We start from the raw sequence: 19,760 nt of genomic DNA on the forward strand, positions 1-19,760 counted from the left end.
GGGCAGAGAGGATCAGGCGAGAGAGGATCAGGCAGGGGCAAGATTGCGGCGGGCGACTACGCGCGGTGCGGATTCAACGAGGCCGAGCGCGCAAATTCCGGCGAGAATGCATAGCACCAGCATGAGCCAGAGCGCGGCGGAGAGGCCGTAGACGTCGGCCAGCGCGCCGGCGAGGAAGGGGCTGAGCACGCCGCCCAGCACCTCGCCGGTGCCCATCACGACGCCGGTGAGCGTAGCCGTCAGGCGCGGATCGACCGATTCCGATGGGATCGTCGCCATGAACATCGGGAACAGGCCGTTAAGCCCCCACCCGAAGAAGAAGATCGCCGCCAGAACCCAGGGCGAACCGGTGTAGTAGAGCCCGCCCAGCGGCAGTATCACGCCCAGGAATGCGAAGCCGATCATCACCGGGCGGCGGCCGATCGCGTCTGAAATGGCCGGAACGACAAAGCTGCCGAGGCCCGCTGAAAGCCCCAGTGTCGCCATGATCCAGCCCATCGTCTCGGGCGCGAAGCCGCGTACCTTGGTGAGGTAGAGCGGCATGAAGGCCCAGCACACCACGAGGTAGGAAACAAGCAGCACAGAGATGATCGCGCAAAGAACGACATTGCGGTGGCGGAAGGCCTCGCCCAGAGGGACTTTGGGCTGGGCTTCGTCATGCACTTCGGCAGGCGGCTCTCGCAGGGTGAACCAGATCAGGATCGCCGTGATGAGGCCGGGCGCGGCAGCGAGATAGAACCCCTCGCGCCAGCCATAGGCAGCGGCAACGGGCACGAGCAGCAAAGGCGCCAAGCCGGAGCCGAGCAGGTTCGAGCCGAGGTTCTGCGCCACGCCCATCGCCAGACCTCGCCGTTCGGGAGCGACTTCGCTGACGATCATCGAATGGCTGACCGGCATGACGCCGCCTTCCGCCGCCCCCATCAGGAGCCGCGCGCCGAGGAGCATGAAGAACGAGGAGGCAAGGCCTGAGGCAAACGAGCACAGGCAGAACGCGATCGTCGCGACGACGACCACCGGCTTCTTTGAACCGAGCTTGTCCGAAATGCGCCCGACTGCGAGGCCGGACAGCGCCCACGTGAGCGACAACGCCGAACTGAACATGCCCACTTGCGTGTTGCTGAGGTGCAGATCGGGCTGCACGAACGGCATGAGGAAATTGAGCGCGTTACGGTCGAAGAACAGGATGCCGAAGTTGAGGCTGAGCAGCCCGACAACCCAGGCCTGATAGCCGCCGCTGGCGCGCTGCGAAGAGACTGCGGCACCGCTCACAGGAACGACCTCACGGGGTCGGTCTGGCCGTCCCACTCCTGCGCCGCTTGCCACTGCGCGGTGAAGAGCGTGTTCATGCCTTCCGTCGCCGGGATCAGCTCGAGAAAACCGGGCGCTGCCGGATCGGCGCTTTCGAGATAGGCGACCGAGCCACCGGTCGGCACCGGCGCGCGGAATGCAAGGGTGTGGCCGCGCTCAAGATAGCCGGGCAGTGCGGCATCGACATCGGTGAAGGCGATGCCGAAGTGATGGAAGCCGTAGCCGCGTTCCTCGATGGTTTCGCGGTAGACGGACGGGTTATCGTCAAGCGGCTGGATCAGTTCGATCTGCATGTGCCCGGCAAAGCCCATCGCGATGGCGACATCGGCCTGCGACGGCTGCCCGCGATAGACCTGCCCCTCGCCCAGAAAGTGATCGAGCAGGAAGAACGGCCCTGCCCCGCAATCGCGCTGAAAGTGGGAGATTGCGGCATGGATATCAGCCACCACGAACGCGGTTTGCACCACGCCGCCGATGCGCTGTCCAAAGCCCAGTGCCAGACCCATGCCTCTTTGTTCCCTACCCTTGTGCCCGCAGTTTGTCCGGCTGGGCTGTTATGGTTCGGGCCTTGCGGCCCCTTGTCAGAGCGTGATCACCACCTTGCCGAACAGCGCGCTGGATGACTGGTAGCGATAGGCTTCGATCGCGTCCTCGATGGCGAACGTGCGATCGATTACCGGCTTGATCCTGTGCGCATCGATGAAGGCATTGAGCCGGCTCGCCATGCCGCGCGATCCGACGAAGATGCCGCGGATCGAGCCGCCCTTGAACATCAGCGGGTGCGGATTGGTATCGCCTTCGCGCGTCAGGACGCCGATCAGCGCGATCTCGCCGCCGAAGCCGACCGCCGTTATGCTCTGCTTGAGCGTGCCTGCGCCGCCGACTTCGACCACGTGGTCGACCCCGCCGCCGGAGAGATCGGCGGCAGCCGTGCCCCAGGCCGGGACTTCGCGGTAATTGATCGTCTTGTCTGCACCGAGCGCGGCGACGCGGGCCAGCTTCTCGTCGGAAGAGCTGGTTGCGATCACCTGCGCCCCCGCTGCCTTGGCGATCTGCAGCGCGAGCAGCGAGACGCCGCCCGTGCCAAGCACAAGCACGCTCTCACCCGCGCGGACCGGATGTGGCCCTTCCATCAGGGCGTTCCACGCGGTGACACCCGCGCAAGGGAGACAAGCCGCTTCCTCGAACGAAAGACTATCCGCCAGCGGCACGACGCCGTGTTCCGGCAGGACGACGAGATCCTGCAGCATGCCGGTGGCCGGAGGTGCTCCGAGCGCAGGACCTGCTCCGGGATTGGGCGGGCCATCGATCCAGTTCTGGAAGAAGGTTCCGGCAACGCGGTCACCCGGCTTCACCGAAGTGACCCCTCCCCCGACCGCGACGACTTCGCCCGCGCCATCGGACAGCGGCACGGTATCCACCGCCACGGTGCCGCCCATGTAGAAGCCCAGCGGAATGATCTGGTCGCGATAGTTGAGCGAACAGGCGCGCACGCGCACCAGCACCTCGCCGTGGCCCGCCTGCGGCTCGGCAACATCGCGCAGGGCCATGTCGTCTAGCGACGACGCGCCTGCCCGGATCACCCACTGCCGCATGCCTTGTGCCTCCCTCTTTATCGAGGCGGGATAGTCGCACAGGCAGCCGCCGATTTAATCAGCAACACAAACAGATTTCACTGGATGCAATTGGAATGCAAGGCCGAGCACAAGTGTTTGATCAAGCGAGACTTCCCGCAGCGACCAACCCTGCCGATTGCGCAGCAACGGCATGCCCGATCGCCTGCGCCGTCTGGTGCAGCGCATCGAGATGGCGGTGCATCACCGCCTCGTCCGTCCCACGCTTGGCCGGCCAGGTGAGGTTGATCGTGGCAATCGGTGCGCCGTTCGCGAGGATCGCGACCGCCATCGAGCGCCGCCCGTCGCGCAGCACGAGTTGCTTCGACCGGTCCGGCCAGGGGTGCATCGGTTCGCGCAGGGCATAGCCGCGCTCGCGGGTTTCCTTGAGAATCGCGCGCAGGTCGTCCTCGCTGCCGGGCGCGGCATCCTTGGGCCGCAGGCGCGCGATGATCGCCTCGCGCTCGTTCTCGTCGCAGGCGGCAAGATAAGCGCGGCCGGTGGCGGTGTGGATATAGGAAAGTTTCACGCCCACCGGGCCGAGAATGGCGGAGTCGAGCCGGAACAGCGGGCTGTTGGTCTCGAGAATCTCCATGTGATCAAGGCGCGGGACGCCCAGCACGGAAGGCCATGCCACCTTGGTCGAAAGCGCCTTCATGTAGGGCGAAGCGATTTCAGCGATATGCTCGACCGCGCTGCCGGTTCCGCGCGCTGCGGGGCCGAGATGCGGGAGATAGGCCCCATCGGCGAGGCGCTGCCAGACAAGGCCCTTGCGCCCCAGCGTCAGCAACATGCGCAGCAAGGTTGCCTTGGGAAGCTTCAGCGCCTGATGGAGTTCGTGGAGGCTGACAGCCCGGCGCGCCTGCACTTCGATCAGCACATCAAGCCCGCGTTCAAGCGCGCGCACCGTCTTAACCTTGCGTTCCAGCATCGTCTATTCCCGGTGTTTTCGGCGCTGGCCGGTGCCGGAAGGCCCGTCAGCGTGTTTCACCTTATGCAACGCGCACTTCGCATACCGTGGTGCAAAGTCAACCGCGATGTCGCACTCTTGAGGAAGGGAGACGAGGGATAGCCATGGCCGAGACCACATTGCCGAGCGTCATGCTCATCGTGACGCAGGACACCAAGGAAGAGGAAGCCCGCTTCGTTCGCGCCGTGCTGGAAGCAGCGGGCGTGCGTGTCGTGCATCTTGATCCAAGCGTGCGGCGCAGCGTCGGCGGGGCCGAGATTTCGCCCGAGGACGTGGCGGCAGCAGCCGGCACGACCATCGAGGAGGTCCGCGCGCTGGGCCACGAAGGCAAATGCCAGGACGCGATGATCCGCGGCGCGATTGCCGCAGCCCATGCCTGGAACGCCAAGGACCCGATCTCCGGCATTCTCGCGGTTGGCGGTTCGATGGGCTCGGCACTGGCGGGCGCGCTCATGCAGAGTTTCCCCTATGGCCTGCCGCGCATGATCGTCTCGACGATGGCCTCGGGTTTCACCAAACCCTACATGGGCGTGCAGGACATCGCGATGATGAACGCGGTGACCGACATTTCGGGCCTCAATTCGATCAGCCGCGATGTGTTCCGCAACGCGGCCAACGCGGTTGCAGGCATGGCCAAGGGCTATGACCCCAAGGCGGCGGCGGAAAAGCCGCTGGTGCTGATCACCACGCTCGGCACCACCGAGGCAAGCGTGAAGCGTATCCGCGAGGCACTGGAAAGCGATGGCTGCGAGGTGATGGTGTTCCACTCCTCGGGCGCAGGCGGGCCGACGCTCGACGGGCTGGCAGCGGGCAAGGATGTCGCGCTGGTGCTCGATCTATCGCAGACCGAGATCCTCGACCATATCTTTGGCGGCCTCGCCGATACTGGCCCGGACCGGGGCCGTCCGGCGCTGCTCAAGGGCATCCCGACGATCCTCGCACCCGGCAATGCCGACTTTATCATCGGCGGGCCGATTGGCGCCGCACGCGAGCAGTTCCCGGGCCGCCGCTATCACGAGCACAACCCGCAGCTAACCGCCGTGCGCACGACATTCGAGGATCTCAAAAAGCTGGCCGATCACCTCGCTGCCAATGTGCGCGATGCCAAGGGGCCGGTCCGCGTGTTCACCCCGCTCCACGGCTTTTCCAACCATGACAGCCCCGCCGGGCACCTGATGGACCCGAGCGTGCCGCCACCGTTTGCCGAGTACTTGCGCGCGGTCATGCCGGCCGAGGTCCCGGTGACTGCCGTGGACGCCCACTTCAACGACACCGCCTTTTCCGACGCGATCATCGCCGCCTCGCGCGAGATGCTGGCCGCGGCCAAGGCCTGAACGGACACAATCATGAGCGACGACCTGCCGCTGACTGCCGAAGATGTCGCCGAGATTGCGGCGATCATCGAGGCCTCGCCCTACCGTGAGCTGGACCTTTCGACCCGCCGCTTCCGCCTGCGCCTTGCGCGCGGCGATGGCGGCGAAGCGGGCCTGACGCAGGAATGGCAATGGGCGGGCAGCGCGCCTGAAGCGGCGGCCGCCGTGGCTGAACATGCAACCGATCCCGATGCCGTTCCCGCCCCGCTGCCGGGCACCTTCTATCACGCACCGCAGCCGGGCGCGCCGCCGTTCGTGGCGGTCGGCGATGAGGTCGGGCCGGAAACGGTCGTCGGCATTGTCGAGACGATGAAGCTGATGAACCCGGTCCACGCCGGACGCGCGGGGCGGATTGCCGAAGTGATCGTCCCCAATGCGACGATGGTCGCCAAGGGCCAGCCCTTGTTCCTGCTCGCCTGAGCGGAAGGCCGAAAACCATGATCCGCCGACTGTTCATAGCCAATCGCGGCGAGATCGCGCTGCGCGTCATCCGCACCGCCAAGGCGATGGGGATCACCACCGTGCTGGGTGTTTCCAGCGCCGATGCCGCCTCGCTCCCCGCGCTGATGGCAGACGAGACCGTGCTGCTCGGCCCCGGACCTTCATCGCAAAGCTATCTGGCTATCGATACGGTCGTGGCGGCCATGATCGCGGCAGAGTGCGATGCGGTGCATCCGGGCTACGGCTTCCTTTCGGAGAATGCCGCTTTTGCAAGGGCTGCGGCGGAGGCGGGCATCCGCTTCGTCGGGCCCGAAATCAAGACGCTGGAGGGCATGGGCGACAAGCTGGCCGCCCGCGCCCTCGCGCTGGAGGCAGGCCTGCCGGTGCTCCCCGGCGGCGAGGCGGCGACGCGCGAGGCGGTTCATGCCCGCGCGGCCGAGATCGGCTATCCGCTGCTGCTCAAGGCCGTGGCGGGCGGCGGCGGCAAGGGCATGCGCCGGGTCGACCGCGCCGAAGACCTCGATGCGGTGCTCGATATGGCGCAGGCCGAAGCGCAGGCGGCGTTTGGCAATGCTGCGGTTTATGTCGAGCGCTTCGTTGCCAAGGGACGGCATGTCGAGGTCCAGTTGCTGGGCGATGGCAGCAGCGCCATCCATCTCGGCACGCGCGATTGTTCGATCCAGCGGCGGTTTCAAAAGCTGGTGGAAGAGGCCCCTGCCCCCGCCATGCCCGAGGCCGCGCGCGCGGGGATCGAAGACGCAGCTGTGCGGCTCGCGCGGCACATCGGCTATCGCGGTGCGGGAACGGCCGAGTTCCTCGTCGATGCGACCGACTTCTCGTTCTATTTCCTCGAGCTCAACGCGCGCATCCAGGTCGAGCATCCAGCTACCGAGGCGATCACCGGCGTCGATCTGGTCGAGCAGCAATTGCTGGTGGCTGCGGGCAAGCGCCTCACGCTTACGCAGGCCATGGTGCGCCCGGTCGGCCATGCCATCGAAGTGCGGATCAACGCCGAGGATCCGGACGCCGATTTCCGCCCTGCACCGGGCCGGATCACCCGGGCTGCATGGCCTGCAGGACCAGGAATCCGTGTCGACACGCATATCGCCGCGGGCGGAGAAGTGCCGCCGTTCTACGATTCGCTGCTCGGCAAGCTGATCGTCCATGCGCCTAGCCGCGAGGAGGCGGTCGCACGGCTCAAGGCGGCGCTGGCCAGCATCCGCATTGAAGGCGTGCCCACCACCGCCGGACTTCACGCCCGCATCGCCGCCGATCCGCGCTTTGTGGCAGGCGGGGTCGACACCGGATTTTTGACAGGACTTGCGCAATGACAACGCTCAGGCTGGTCGACGTGACCATGCGCGATGGCAACCAAAGCCTGTGGGGCGCCACCGGGCTCAACACCGCGCACATGCTGCAGGCCGCCGCGCTCACCGAGGCCTGCGGCTTCCGGGCGATCGACTTCGTCTCGTCAAGCCACATGGCGGTCGCGGTGCGGTACTTCCAGAACAACCCGTGGGAGAGACTGCGGCGCATGGCCTCTGCCATGCCGACAACGCCGCTGCAGTTCATCACCACGGGCCTGCGCTTCATTGCCTGGCAGCAGGCGGACCCGGAATTCATGCGCCTCGTTTACCGCGCGCTGCAAGTGAACGGGGTCGGCCGTTTCGTGCTGCTCGATCCGATGCACGAAGTGCCCGCGGTGATCGAGGCGGCGCGGCTGGTGAAGGAGGAAGGCGACGCCGAGGTGATGTGCGCCCTCACCTTCACCTTGTCCGAATTCCACACCGACCAGTTCTATGCCGATTTCGCCCGCGCGGTTGGCCAGAGCCCGGACATCGACCTGTTCTACATCAAGGACCCCTCGGGCCTGCTGTCGCTCGACCGGGTGCGCACGCTCGTGCCTGCGGTTAAGGCGGCGATCGGCAACCGCCCGCTCGAGATCCACGCCCACACCACCATCGGTCAGGGCATGCTCTCCAGCCTCGAAGCCGCCAAGCTCGGCATTTCGGCCATCCATGTTGGCATCGGCGCGGCGGGGGATGGGTCCTCGCTGCCCGAGGCTAACCGCATGCTCGCCAATCTCGAGGAGGCGGGCCACACCGTCGAGATCGACCGGGCGGCGCTGGCGAAGCTGACATCCTATTGGAACCGCCTCGCGCTTGCGGAAAACCTGCCTTTCGGTCAGCCGCAGAACTTCGACGCAAGCTTCTTGCGCCACCAGATCGCCGGCGGCGTGATGACGACGACCGCACGCCAGCTTGCTGAGCTAGGCCTCGCAGACCGCCTGCCCGCCGTGATTGCCGAAACCGAGCAGGTCCGCGCAGAGCTCGGCTATCCGATCATGGTCACGCCCTTCCCGCAAATGGTCATGAGCCAGGCGCTGTTCAACGTGATCGGGGATCGCCGCTATGCGCAGGTTTCCGATCAGGTCATCCGCTATTGCCTCGGCAAGTTCGGCAAGCCGACTTCGCCGATCGACCGCGATGTGCTGGCCGCAATTATGGACCGGCCCCGCGCCCGCGAACTGGAAAACGAGCCGACCTTCCCCGCGCTCGGCGATCTGCGCCGCCAGTTCGGCCATGCCATGCCCGATGAGGAATTCCTGCTGCGCGCAGTCATGCCACCCGAGCAGGTCGATGCCATGCTCGCCGCAGGCCCCTCGCGATCGACCTACACCCCCGAGGCCGCCCCGGTCATCGCGCTGCTACGCAAGCTGGCCGCCAAACCCACCGCGCGCGACCTAGTGATCGAGCGCGGGTCCTTCCGCCTTGCCCTTCATGCCGGAGCCAGCCTGTGACCATTTCCCCCGAGAACGCCGCGCGGCTGAAGGATGCCGCCGGGTTCGTGTTCGACATGGACGGCACCATCGCGCTGGGCGACGCGCAAAGCGGAGGGCACAACGCCCTGCCCCATGCGGTGGCGTTGCTAGAAGCGCTGAAGGCGCGCGGCACGCCCTTCGTGGTCTTCACCAATGGCACGGCCAAACCGCCTGCGGCCTATGCCGCATCGCTGCGCAACGCCGGCTTCCCCGTGGAAGACGGTCAGATGCTGACGCCTTCGTCCTCTACCGCCGATTGGCTAAAGCGCTCCGGCGTGGGCAAAGTGCGTGTACTGGGCAATGCCGGGTGCCGCGCGCCGCTCGATGATGCGGGCCTCGACGTCGTAGGGCCGGACGAGGCCGCCGAAGGTGTCGAGGCGGTCTACACTGGCTGGTTCCGCGAGTTCGATTTTCCGGCGCTCGAAGCCGCCTGCGATTCGCTCTGGAAGGGCGCGAGGCTGCTGACTGCGAGCAATGTGCCCTTCTTCGCGACGGCGAATGGCCGCGCCATCGGCGCCAGCTATCCGATCAACGCGATGCTGACCGCAATGACCGGCAAGCGGCCGCGCATCCTCGGCAAGCCTTCCCGCGTGGCGTTCGATACGGCCCGGGTGCTGATGGGCTTGCCGCGCAGTGCTGCAAAGCAGATGGTCGTGGTGGGGGATGACCCTGCGCTGGAGATGCGCATGGCCAATGCCGTGGGCGCGCTATCCGTCGGCATGGCAACCGGGATCATGGCCAAGGGAGCAGAGCTTCCCGAGCGAGATCGTCCTGCGGTGCTGCTCGACAGCCTGCAGCCGCTGCTCGACCTGCTCTAACGCCGACGCGCGGTAGGTGCGTGGAAATCGGCTGGCTTGCTCGCGACCCAGGCAACGAATTTCGCGATCACGGGCTTCGCGCGCAAGGCATCTGGATCATTCCCGATCCGGCCCAGTTCGCCATTGCTGAACTGGGCATGGAGCGTGCGGTGGCAGATCGGATGGACCTCCACCGTCTCGCGCCCGCCACGGCTTTTCGGCACGGGGTGGTGCCATTCAACCTTGCGGCCAAGTGGCCTTTCGCAAAGCCAGCAGGCCTCTGGCATCGCTATTCGGTGCCTTGCGGCTCGTCGGTCATGCGGCCTGCGCGCCAGAGAAAAAGGCCCGCGCCGATGATGATCGCAGCGCCAAGCAGCGCGGTCGCATCGGGGTGTTCGCGAAACAGCAGCCAGCCATAGAAGCCCGCCATGATCAGCTGGAAATAGGTCATCGGCGCGACCGTGGCGGCGCCTGCGCGCGAAGTTGCCATGTAGATCAGGGCATGCGCGCTGCTACCGGTGACCGCGATGGCCGCGCTTTTGCCGATCACGCTCCACGGCGGCGCGCCGACATGCAGCATGGCGATGCCGCTCAAGTGTCCCATAAGGGTGAACACCAGCAGGAACAGCGTAGCAAAGATCGCGACATTGACCTGCATGGCGAGCGCCGAGCCGCGCCCGAGCACCGCGCGGTTGCCGATGATCAGGAGCGCCATGCCGCAGGCCGCAAACAGCGGCAGCACGGCCGCCGGGCCGATCGCGGCGAAATTGGGCCTGAGCACGATCAGCACCCCGGCAAAGGCGACAAGGCTGGCGATCCACGTCTCGCGCCGCATCGGCTCACCGATGAGCGCAGCGGCGAGCAGCGCTGTCACCATCGGACTGGTGAACGAAATCGCGGTCGCCTCGGCAATCGGCATGATCTGCACGGCGGTGAAGAATGTCGTGGCCGAGAACGCAACGCCGAACCCGCGCGCGGCGTGCCAGCCCAGATGGTCCATGCGGAAACCCGCCCAACCCTCTCGCCAGAGCAGGAACGTGCCAAGGCCGATAGTGCCGATGATGTAGCGCAGCGCCGCAATAGCCGGCCCCGGCCAGAGCCCGGCCATGGACTTGACCAGCGTATCACCCGTGGAAAGCAGCGCAAACCCGCCCAGAGCCAGCAGCAGTCCGTCTCTTGTCCGATTGCGCAATGGCCCCTCCGTCACCCAGCCTCATTGCTGGACTTGGCCCCGGCTGCAACCCTCGATACTGGTCTTGTTCCACAATCGGTGCCATGGGGTTGCATCGCAGGCCCGTTAAGGCTTCTTTACGGCTTGTTTACCAAGCTTTGCGTATGGTTCAGCGCATCGCAGGAGACATTTTGATGGTGGATCAGCCCGGGCGGGATACCGCAGCCGCGCTGCACGGGTCGGCCCCTTCTTCCGCGCTGGCCCCCGCGCTGTCTGTCGTCGTGCCATGCTACAACGAAGCCGAGGGGCTTCAGGAACTGCACCGCCGGCTGGTGGCCGCGATCGAACCCATCTTCGCGCAGGATTTCGAGATCGTCCTCGTCAACGACGGCTCACGCGATGCGACCTGGGCGGGCATGGTCGCGCTCTCGGATGCCGATCCGCGCGTGCTCTGCGTCAATCTGGCGCGCAATCACGGGCATCAGCTCGCGCTGACCGCCGGCCTTGCGCAGGCGGCCGGCGAGCTTGTCTTCGTTCTCGATGCAGATCTGCAAGACCCGCCCGAACTGATCGGCCCGATGCTCGAGCTGATCCGCGCCGGCAACGATGTCGTCTATGGCCAGCGCCGCAAGCGTGACGGCGAGACCGCGTTCAAGCGCGCGACCGCCGCGGCGTTCTACCGCGTGCTCGACCGGCTCGTCGATGTCGATATTCCGCGCGATACCGGCGATTTCCGGCTGATGACGCGCCGGGTCCTCAATGTGCTGCAGGCCATGCCGGAGCGTTACCGGTTCGTGCGCGGCATGGTCAGCTGGGTCGGTTTCAAGCAGGTCGCCCTGCCCTATGACCGCGATGCGCGCTTTGCGGGCGAGACCAAGTATCCGCTGCACAAGATGATTTCCTTCGCGATCGACGCGATCACCAGCTTCTCGGTCGCGCCCTTGCGCATCGCTTCATGGATGGGTGTCTGCGCTGGTATCGGGGCGATGCTCATGCTCGCTTACGTGCTCGGCGCGTGGGTCATGGGCTATGCGATCAGCGGCTGGACCTCGACGCTGGCGGTCATCCTCGTGCTGGGCTCTACCCAACTGATGATTCTCGGCATCATGGGCGAGTATCTCGGCCGCATGTACATGGAAGCCAAGCGCCGCCCGCTCTACGTCATCGACGAAGTGCATGGGGTGCGCGGCGTGCGCGGCAATGCCGTCCACCAGCTTCACGACACCATCAGGGAGCGAGTCCATGGGTGAAGCCATGCCGCTGCACGCAGATGCAGAGTTCAACGCCGAGTTCGACAGGGTCGCGCAGGACTACCGCGCCCAGCACGCCCAATCGACCGGCGTTTCCGAAGACGCGCTGGACTACTTCGCCAGCTACAAGATCGAGTATGTGCAGCAACTGTGGCGCGAACGGGGCCGCAGTCCGCGCACGATCATGGATTTCGGCGCCGGGATCGGCAACGCGCTCGCCCCGATGCACGAGGCCTTTCCGGAGGCCGAGATCATCGCCCTCGACGTCTCGCGCGCCAGCCTCGATCTCGTCGAAGCGCAGGCGATCCCCAACGTGCGCACCCTTGCCTATGATGGGCTCAAGGTTCCGTTGCCTGATGCGAGCCTCGACTGCATTTTCATCGCCTGCGTGTTCCATCACATTCCGGCTGAACATCACGTCGCGCTGCTCGCCGAACTGCGCCGCGTGCTGCGGCCCGACGGGGTGCTCGTGCTGTTCGAGCACAACCCGCTAAACCCCCTCACCCGCCTTGCCGTTGCGCGCTGCGAGTTCGACCGCGATGCCGTGCTGATCGGCGCGCGCGAAATGCGGCGGCGGCTGGTGGCCGGCGGCTTCGTCCGCGCGGCGAGCAAGTTCTGCCTGTTCTTTCCGCCGGCGCTCGGGCTGCTTCGCCCGCTGGAGCGTTTTCTCGGCTGGCTGCCGCTTGGCGCGCAGTACCACCTCGTCGGCAGCTGAGCGCAAGTTCCCATCATTTCTGCCTCGCGGGATTGCGTTAACCATACCTTGAGGGGTGCTGCGTATCCTGTCCGGGATGCTCAACCCACCCTTGCCCGCAATCGGTGCCGAGGCACCCGCTGAACTAACCCGCTCGCACACCGTGCTGCTGGAAAGCAGGACGCTGGCGCTGGGCCTGGTCGGCTTCCTGCTGCTCGATCAGGTCCTGCTGCTGGCCTTGCTCGGGCTTTCACCGTTTGTTGTCAGTGGAGCAGCGGCCGGTTCGGCCGCACTGTGCGCCGCGCTCTGGCGGCTGCGCGGATGGGGCGAGGGCGCTGCGGTGCAGCCGCGCACGATTGGCCTCCTGTTTGCTGGCGCGCTTGTCCTGTTCATCCTTGGCGGTGAAGGGAGCTTTGTCTACGCGAACACCGATTGGCAGGTTCGCTACGCCGTCCTCAACGACCTTGTCTCCCACCCCTGGCCATGGGTCTACGAGACCGCCGGGGGGCTGACGATGCTGCGCTGCCCGGTGGGCATCTATCTGGTTCCCGCGCTGGTCGGAAAGCTTGCCGGACCATGGGCGGCGCAGATCGCGCTGCTGGTGCAGGATGCCGCGCTGCTGACCGGCCTCGGCGCGCTTGCTGCACCTATCTTCTCGGGCATGAGGCGCCCTTGGATAACCCTGTTGCTGGTGCTGGGCTCCAGCGGGCTCGATGTCATCGGGCAGCGCCTTTATGGCGGCAGCGTGCTGGTCCATCTCGAGCAGTGGGACGAGATGCAGTATACGGCGGTGGTGACGCTGGCCTATTGGGTCCCGCAGCACGCGCTGGCCGGATGGATCGGGGCCGCGTTCTACCTCAGCTGGCGCGCCGGCAAACTGCCGCTCGCTGCGCTGTTGTGCCTCGTTCCCGCACTCGCGCTGATGTCGCCGCTTGGCGGGCTGGGCATCGTGCCGTTCGTGATCGCGGCGTCCTTGTCGGAACTTGTGGCCCGGCGCATCGGTATCGCCGAGATTGCCCTGCCCGCGGTTTCGGTCGCGCTCGCCCTGCCCTCGCTGCTCTATCTGGCCAGTGGCCTTGGCGGGGTCTCGACCGGGACCTCGCATTATGCAGTGGAAGTCTACGTCCTGTTCTATCTGGTCGAGGTCGTGCCGTTCCTGTGCGTGGTGTGGCTCTCGCGCAGATCATGGAACCTTGACCGGGTCACCGTGCTGCTGAGCGTTGCGATGCTGCTGGTGCTGCCGTTCGGCCGGGTCGGTGAGAAGATCGACTTCATGATGCGAGTCTCGATTCCCTCGCTCGTCTTCATTGCCATTGTCATGGCCGGCGTGCTTCGGTCCTCCCCCGCCGCGCAGGACAAGGACGGAAAAGCCGCCCGCCGGATCGCGATCTGCCTGTTCCTGATCGGACTTGCGGTGCCAATCGGCGAAACGGCGCGCGCCATCCTGCTGCCTCGCGCGCCGGAAGTGCGCTGCGGCTACTACGGCGTCGTGCCGACAGGTTACCCCACCTATATCGCGCCCTATGACCGGATGATCGGTGCGATTCGCCCCGAACACCCCGCGATTGTGCCGATCCGGGAACCGTCCAAGTGCTGGGATATCGCCTGGCCGGACGCCGCAAGGCCCGGTTTTCCGGAGTATGTGCCGCTATGATGGGCCTCCACCGCCCTCGGCTTTCGCAGCGTCTGTGCGAAATCGGGATGAGTTTAGGAAATCCTGAAGGTTTCGGCGGTATTCACCACGCATCGGAAGATCGTGCTGACCATTGTCGGCGCAAACCTACCGTTACGAGAACAGGGAAATCTGCATGAGCGCATTTGGCCGCAAGTCCGGAGTCAGTGGGGGCAGCACTGCCATGCGCCCCTCGTTCGGCGTGGCGCGTCCGATGAAATCGGGCGAAGGTTCGGCAGCACCTATTCCGGTGCCGATGGGGGGCGAACAGTTCCCGCCGCTTCCGAACATGGACGCCGCCGATTCCGGGGCAAACAACAAGTCCGACGCGCTGACGCGGCTTGCTGACCGCGCCAACGGGGTCAACGAGCCGGGCTATCAGGCAGAGGGCTTCGAGGCGTCGGTCCACAAGATCAAGGAACAGGTGCTCCCGCGCCTGCTCGAACGCGTCGATCCCGAAGCGGCGGCAACGCTGACCAAGGAAGAGCTTTCCGAGGAATTCCGCCCGATCATCATGGAAGTGCTGGCCGAGCTCAAGGTCACGCTCAACCGGCGCGAACAGTTCGCGCTGGAAAAGGTGCTGATCGACGAGCTGCTCGGCTTCGGTCCGCTGGAAGAACTGCTCAACGACCCTGAAATCTCCGATATCATGGTCAATGGTCCCGAACAGACCTACATCGAAAAGAAGGGCAAGCTGGTCATCGCGCCGATCCGGTTCCGCGATGAAAGCCACCTGTTCCAGATCGCCCAGCGCATCGTGAACCAGGTCGGCCGCCGCGTCGACCAGACCACGCCGCTCGCCGACGCCCGCCTCAAGGACGGCAGCCGCGTCAACGTGATCGTGCCGCCGCTCAGCTTGCGCGGTACCGCGATCTCGATTCGTAAGTTTTCCGAGAAGCCGATCACGCTCGACATGCTGCGTGATTTCGGTTCGATGTCGGACAAGATGTGCACCGCGCTCAAGATCGCGGGCGCGTGCCGCATGAACGTCGTCATCTCGGGCGGTACGGGTTCGGGTAAGACGACCATGCTCAACGCCCTTTCCAAGATGATCGATCCGGGCGAGCGCGTGCTCACGATCGAAGACGCGGCCGAACTTCGCCTGCAGCAGCCGCACTGGCTGCCGCTCGAAACGCGTCCGCCGAACCTGGAAGGCCAGGGCGCGATAACCATCGGCGACCTTGTGAAGAACGCTCTGCGTATGCGTCCTGACCGCATCATCCTGGGCGAAATTCGCGGCGCGGAGTGCTTCGACCTCCTCGCCGCGATGAACACCGGTCACGATGGTTCGATGTGTACGCTCCACGCCAACAGCCCGCGCGAATGCCTCGGCCGTATGGAAAACATGATCCTGATGGGCGACATCAAGATCCCCAAGGAAGCCATCAGCCGCCAGATTGCCGAATCGGTGGACCTCATCGTGCAGGTGAAGCGCCTGCGCGACGGTTCGCGCCGCACCACCAACATCACCGAAGTGATCGGGATGGAAGGCGATGTGATCGTGACGCAGGAACTGTTCAAGTTCGAGTATCTCGACGAGAACGAAGACGGCAAGATCATCGGCGAGTTCCGCCCCTCGGGCCTGCGTCCCTATACGCTCGAAAAGGCCCGCCAGTTCGGGTTCGATCAGGCCTACCTCGAGGCCTGCCTCTAACCTGGCATCGTAAACGCTTGATCCGCGTAGCCCCTGCCTTATGGGCGGGGGCCATGCCGCCCACGCAACGCCCGATCTATGCGCTCGCCCTGCGCCTTATGGCCATGGCGGCAATTTCGGTCATGCTGCTGCTGGTCAAGCTGAGCGGCGAACATGGCATCTGGCTGCCCGAAACCCTGTTCTGGCGCCAGTTCTTCCCCGGCATTGCGCTGCTTGGCTGGCTCGCGACGCGAGGACAGATTGATCGCCTGGCCACAAAGCGCCCCTGGATTCACGCGCGGCGCGCGCTGATCGGCGGGCTCGGCATGTTCCTCACGCTCGGCGTGGTGCAGATCCTGCCGCTGGCGGAGGCGACTGTGCTGGGCTTCACCGCACCGATCTTCGCGGTGCTGCTGGCAGTCGTGCTGCTGCGCGAAAAGGTGGGCATCTGGCGGTGGACTGCCGTGCTCCTCGGGCTCGCCGGCGTTGTCATCATTGCTGGCCCCGACCGCGCGCACCTGCCGCTGCTGGGCCTTGCAACAGGGATCGGCGCGGCCTTCATGGTGGCACTCATCTCGATCCAGCTGCGCGATCTCGGCCGCACCGAAGAGCCGGTCAGTGTGGTGTTCTGGTTTTCCGCCTTCTGCACCCCGCCGTTCGCGCTGTTCATGCTGCACACCGGCTTGCCGCACCACGACCTTGCGGGTTGGGCCATGCTTGCCGGTATCGGTGCGACAGGGCTCATGGCGCAGCTGCTGATGACGGCGGCGCTGCGCTATGGCAGCGTCTCGAGCGTCATCGTCATGGACTATTCGCAGTTTGGCTGGGCGACGCTGTGGGGCTGGCTGTTCTTTGCGCACCTGCCCCCGGCGCAGACCTGGATCGGCGCCCCCGCGATCATCGCGGCGGGGCTGATTATCGCCTGGCGCGAACAGGTCCGCGGAAGCCGCGCCGGGGAGCGCTCCCCGGCCGCCTAGTTGACCTGCCGGTCCATGCCTTCCCAATAAGGTTCGCGCAGGTTTCGACGCAGTATCTTGCCGGAGGGGTTTCGCGGAAGCGCGGGGATCACATCAACCGACTTGGGCACCTTGAACCCGGCGATACGTTCGCGCGCCCAGGCGATCACGCTCGCCTCATCGACCTCGCAGCCCTCGCGCGGGACGACGCAGGCCTTCACCGCCTCGCCCCAGCGCGCATCGGGCACGCCGATCACCGCGACTTCGGCAACTTGCGGATGGCCATAGATCGCGCTTTCAACTTCGGCCGGGTAGACGTTCTCGCCGCCCGAGATGATCATGTCCTTGATGCGGTCCTGAATGAAGACATAGCCGTCCTCGTCCATGTAGGCGGCATCGCCGGTGCAGACCCAGCCATCGGGCGTCAGCGTCTTCGCGGTCGCTTCGGGCAGCTGCCAGTAGTGCAGCATGTTGGCACTCGAGCGCGTCTGGATCTCGCCCACGGTGTGGCGGGGAACCTCCTTGCCCTCGCCATCGACGATGCGGATCTCGACGCCTGGCGAGGCCTTGCCCGCGGAGCGCATGCGGGCATTTCCGGAAAGTTCGTGGTCCGAAGGCGGCAGGACTGCGATCGTGCCCGTCGTCTCGGTCATGCCATAGCACTGCATGAAGGCGGCGTTGGGGATTGTCGTCACCGCCTGCCGCAGCAGTTCGAGGGGGATCGGGGCGGCTCCGTACATCACGTACTTGAGGCGCGTGAAATCGGTCTCGGTCGCTTTGGGATGCTGGATCAGCATCTGCAGCGCGGCGGGTACTATGAAGAACCGGGTTATCCCCTGCCCGATCGCATCAAGCGCGCCTTCGGCGGTGAATTCAGCCTGCACGATGGCGCGCACGCCGCCGCAGAAGGCCATCGTGCCAAGCCCGGTGCCGCCGATATGCGCGCAGGGCATGCAGACGAGGATCGCCTCATCATCCTCCCATTCGGCCCAGGGCAGCCCGGCATCGAGCGCCGGTGCGCGCAGGCCCATGAAATTGCGCTGGCACAGCACCGCGCCCTTGGGCTTGCCGGTGGTGCCCGAGGTATAGAGCTGCAGAAAGGCAGCCTCGGGCTCCGCCGCCACGATCGGATCGGCAGGCGCTACAGGGATCGCCGCGCGGGCTTCGTCTTCTTCGATAACGCCCGGTTTCTGCGGTGCAACGGCGGCGAGTTCATGTGCCACCGCTTCGAACCCCTCACCCGCAAACACCAGCTTCGCGCGCGTGTCCTCAAGGATATAGGCCATCTCGGCAGGAGCGAGCCGCCAGCCAATCGGCACCATCACCACGCCGATCCGCCCGCAGGTCAGCAGCATCTGGAAATAGAGATCGCAGTTCTTGCCGATCCACGCGATCCGGTCCCCCTTTACCACCCCCCTTGCCGCGAGGAATGCGGCGAAGCGGCGCGAGAACACTTCGATTTCCGCATAGGTTGTCTTGCGGCCATCCTGCTCATGTGACACCGCATCGGGCCTCTGATCCGCCCAGTGCCGGAAGAACGCGTCGAATGTCTCGAAACCTGCTGTCTCGCGCATGTGGTCACCCTCGTCCTGATGTCGCTGGTTTCTGGCCTGCTCAGTCCGCGTTCACCTTGCCACTGGCAGGGACGCACTGACCGCGGCAGCCCCCGCGACTTAACCACGCGATTAAAGGGACAAGACCCATGGTACGCAAGGTGATTTTTTCGATCGCGCTCACCAGCATGGTGCTGGGGATGGCAGCCTGCAAGACGGTGAAGGGCCTCGGCGGCGATATACAGTCAGTAGGCCAGGCCGGATCGGATGCCATTCACAAGAAATGATGCGGCCTAGACGTTGCTGAGGCCTTCGGGACGCTCTCCAAAGAGCCTCGCGTAGCAATCCATCGCGTACTTGTCGGTCATCCCGGCCATGAAGTCTGCGATATGGCGGCTGCGCGCAGGTTCAATCTCCGGCAGGCCTTCGCGCCAGCTATCGGGGAGGTTCTCCGGCGCGGCGCGATAGGTCGCAAAGAGGCGCGCGATGACTGCGCGCGCACGGTCGGCCGTGCCAACCTGCTCGGGATGCAGATAGAGCGACTTGTACATGAAGGCCTTCAAGGTGCGCTCTTCCGCCGCCATCGCGGGTGAGAAGCCTGCAAGCGTGCGGCCTGCTGCGCGCACTTCGTCGCAAGTCTGTGCGCCGCTGTCCTTAAGGCGGCGCTGCGTTTCGCCGATGACGTCATTGACCATCCGCCCGATCTGCCCGCGCACCAATTCGCGCAGCAGTCGGTCGCGCGGGGCGCCGGGGAAGCGGGCCTCGATATCGCGCCACTGGGCTTCGAGTGACGGCAGCGTGAGCAGCGTATCGAGCGTGAGGAACCCTGCGCGCAGGCCATCATCGATGTCGTGGTTATCATAGGCGATGTCGTCGGAAATCGCCGCAACTTGCGCTTCGAGCGAGGCGTGTTGCGCAAGATCGAGCGGGAACGCGGCATCGAGTTCGGCGAGCGCCCAGGTCGGCTGGTAGACCGGGCCATTGTGCTTCGCGAGGCCCTCCAGCAGCTCCCAGGTGAGATTGAGGCCATCGTGCCGGGGATAGGGGCTTTCCAGGCGCATCAAAACGCGCAGCGTGTTTGCGTTGTGATCGAAGCCGCCGTGCTTGGCCATGGCTTCTTCCAGCGCATCCTCGCCTGCATGGCCGAACGGCGGATGGCCGATATCGTGCGCGAGGCAGAGCGCTTCGGTGAGATCCTCGTCCAGCCCGAGCGCGCGGGCAATCACGCGGCCGATCTGCGCGACTTCAAGGCTATGAGTGAGGCGCACGCGGTAGTGATCGCCATCGGGCGCGATGAACACTTGCGTCTTGTGGCGCAGGCGGCGGAAGGCAATCGAGTGAATGATGCGGTCCCGGTCGCGCTGGAACACGCTGCGGGGCCCGCGCACGGTCTCTCCGGCCAGCGTGAACTCGCGGCCGCGCGAGCGTTCGGGATCACAGGCCCAAGGTGCGCGCTCCGTCACGATGTGACCTGCATGTTTGAGATGGACCTCCAGGCTGAGCGGATG

Annotated in this window: 19 protein-coding genes; 11 read left to right on the forward strand and 8 right to left on the reverse strand. The window is 65.5% G+C overall.

Annotated features, from left to right (window positions below; translation table 11 throughout):
* Positions 1–27: 27 nt before the first annotated feature.
* From ACO06X_RS01930 to ACO06X_RS01945, 4 genes are all read right to left on the reverse strand, one after another.
* Complete coding sequence (locus ACO06X_RS01930; protein ID WP_421838333.1) at positions 28–1,269, reverse strand: MFS transporter; 1,242 nt, start codon at positions 1,267–1,269, stop codon at positions 28–30.
* Positions 1,266–1,814, reverse strand: coding sequence for a VOC family protein (locus ACO06X_RS01935; RefSeq protein ID WP_421838334.1), 549 nt, complete (start codon positions 1,812–1,814; stop codon positions 1,266–1,268). Before ACO06X_RS01935 ends, ACO06X_RS01930 begins: the two co-directional genes overlap by 4 nt.
* Before the next feature lie 75 nt (positions 1,815–1,889).
* Complete coding sequence (locus ACO06X_RS01940) at positions 1,890–2,903, reverse strand: zinc-dependent alcohol dehydrogenase family protein (RefSeq protein WP_421838335.1); 1,014 nt, start codon at positions 2,901–2,903, stop codon at positions 1,890–1,892.
* A 121-nt stretch (positions 2,904–3,024) separates the two neighbouring features.
* Positions 3,025–3,852, reverse strand: a complete 828-nt coding sequence (locus ACO06X_RS01945) for an IclR family transcriptional regulator domain-containing protein (protein WP_421838336.1) — start codon at positions 3,850–3,852, stop codon at positions 3,025–3,027.
* A 143-nt stretch (positions 3,853–3,995) separates the two neighbouring features.
* Here ACO06X_RS01945 and ACO06X_RS01950 point away from each other — a divergent pair, with 143 nt between their 5' ends.
* Genes ACO06X_RS01950 through ACO06X_RS01970 form a run of 5 tightly spaced genes read left to right on the forward strand, consistent with a single transcriptional unit; the run spans position 3,996 to position 9,344 of the window.
* Positions 3,996–5,225, forward strand: a complete 1,230-nt coding sequence (locus tag ACO06X_RS01950; RefSeq protein ID WP_421838337.1) for a Tm-1-like ATP-binding domain-containing protein — start codon at positions 3,996–3,998, stop codon at positions 5,223–5,225.
* Positions 5,226–5,237: 12 nt separating this feature from the next.
* A complete protein-coding gene (locus tag ACO06X_RS01955) occupies positions 5,238–5,684 on the forward strand; it encodes an acetyl-CoA carboxylase biotin carboxyl carrier protein (RefSeq protein WP_421838338.1) in 447 nt (148 codons plus the stop codon).
* Between the two features lie 17 nt (positions 5,685–5,701).
* Entirely contained in the window at positions 5,702–7,036 is a 1,335-nt protein-coding gene (locus tag ACO06X_RS01960) for an acetyl-CoA carboxylase biotin carboxylase subunit (protein ID WP_421838339.1), read from the forward strand.
* Complete coding sequence (locus tag ACO06X_RS01965) at positions 7,033–8,505, forward strand: biotin carboxyl carrier protein (protein WP_421838340.1); 1,473 nt, start codon at positions 7,033–7,035, stop codon at positions 8,503–8,505. The genes ACO06X_RS01960 and ACO06X_RS01965 overlap by 4 nt, the downstream gene beginning before the upstream one ends.
* On the forward strand, positions 8,502–9,344 hold the full coding sequence (locus ACO06X_RS01970) for an HAD-IIA family hydrolase (RefSeq protein WP_421838341.1): 843 nt from the start codon (positions 8,502–8,504) through the stop codon (positions 9,342–9,344). Before ACO06X_RS01965 ends, ACO06X_RS01970 begins: the two co-directional genes overlap by 4 nt.
* Here ACO06X_RS01970 and ACO06X_RS01975 read toward each other — a convergent pair.
* Complete coding sequence (locus ACO06X_RS01975) at positions 9,341–9,610, reverse strand: HNH endonuclease (RefSeq protein WP_421838342.1); 270 nt, start codon at positions 9,608–9,610, stop codon at positions 9,341–9,343. The two genes, ACO06X_RS01970 and ACO06X_RS01975, sit on opposite strands and share 4 nt — an antisense overlap.
* Before the next feature lie 2 nt (positions 9,611–9,612).
* Complete coding sequence (locus ACO06X_RS01980) at positions 9,613–10,515, reverse strand: DMT family transporter (RefSeq protein WP_421838343.1); 903 nt, start codon at positions 10,513–10,515, stop codon at positions 9,613–9,615.
* Positions 10,516–10,688: 173 nt separating this feature from the next.
* Between ACO06X_RS01980 and ACO06X_RS01985 the strand changes: the two genes are divergently transcribed.
* From ACO06X_RS01985 to ACO06X_RS02005, 5 genes are all read left to right on the forward strand, one after another.
* Positions 10,689–11,744: a glycosyltransferase family 2 protein gene (locus tag ACO06X_RS01985; protein ID WP_421838344.1), complete on the forward strand. Its 1,056-nt coding sequence runs from the start codon at positions 10,689–10,691 to the stop codon at positions 11,742–11,744.
* Positions 11,737–12,459: a class I SAM-dependent methyltransferase gene (locus tag ACO06X_RS01990; RefSeq protein ID WP_421838345.1), complete on the forward strand. Its 723-nt coding sequence runs from the start codon at positions 11,737–11,739 to the stop codon at positions 12,457–12,459. The genes ACO06X_RS01985 and ACO06X_RS01990 overlap by 8 nt, the downstream gene beginning before the upstream one ends.
* A 76-nt stretch (positions 12,460–12,535) precedes the next feature.
* A complete protein-coding gene (locus ACO06X_RS01995) occupies positions 12,536–14,092 on the forward strand; it encodes a hypothetical protein (RefSeq protein WP_421838346.1) in 1,557 nt (518 codons plus the stop codon).
* 154 nt (positions 14,093–14,246) lie between these two features.
* The gene (locus tag ACO06X_RS02000) at positions 14,247–15,764 is read left to right on the forward strand and encodes a CpaF family protein (RefSeq protein ID WP_421838347.1); all 1,518 of its coding nucleotides are present in this window, start codon (positions 14,247–14,249) and stop codon (positions 15,762–15,764) included.
* Positions 15,765–15,817: 53 nt separating this feature from the next.
* The gene (locus ACO06X_RS02005; protein WP_421838348.1) at positions 15,818–16,720 is read left to right on the forward strand and encodes a DMT family transporter; all 903 of its coding nucleotides are present in this window, start codon (positions 15,818–15,820) and stop codon (positions 16,718–16,720) included.
* On the opposite strand, the gene ACO06X_RS02010 is transcribed toward ACO06X_RS02005, so the two are convergent.
* Complete coding sequence (locus ACO06X_RS02010; protein ID WP_421838349.1) at positions 16,717–18,273, reverse strand: long-chain-fatty-acid--CoA ligase; 1,557 nt, start codon at positions 18,271–18,273, stop codon at positions 16,717–16,719. The two genes, ACO06X_RS02005 and ACO06X_RS02010, sit on opposite strands and share 4 nt — an antisense overlap.
* A 167-nt stretch (positions 18,274–18,440) precedes the next feature.
* On the opposite strand from ACO06X_RS02010, the gene ACO06X_RS02015 reads away from it, so the two are divergent.
* Positions 18,441–18,539 carry an Entericidin EcnA/B family protein gene (locus ACO06X_RS02015; RefSeq protein ID WP_421839834.1) on the forward strand — a complete coding sequence of 33 codons (99 nt, stop codon included), beginning with the start codon at positions 18,441–18,443 and terminating at the stop codon, positions 18,537–18,539.
* A 6-nt stretch (positions 18,540–18,545) separates the two neighbouring features.
* Here ACO06X_RS02015 and ACO06X_RS02020 read toward each other — a convergent pair whose 3' ends face one another.
* Positions 18,546–19,748: a deoxyguanosinetriphosphate triphosphohydrolase gene (locus ACO06X_RS02020; RefSeq protein ID WP_421839835.1), complete on the reverse strand. Its 1,203-nt coding sequence runs from the start codon at positions 19,746–19,748 to the stop codon at positions 18,546–18,548.
* Between the last annotated feature and the right edge of the window lie 12 nt (positions 19,749–19,760).

Source organism: Novosphingobium sp., assembly GCF_965229225.1.
Lineage (GTDB): Bacteria > Pseudomonadota > Alphaproteobacteria > Sphingomonadales > Sphingomonadaceae > Novosphingobium.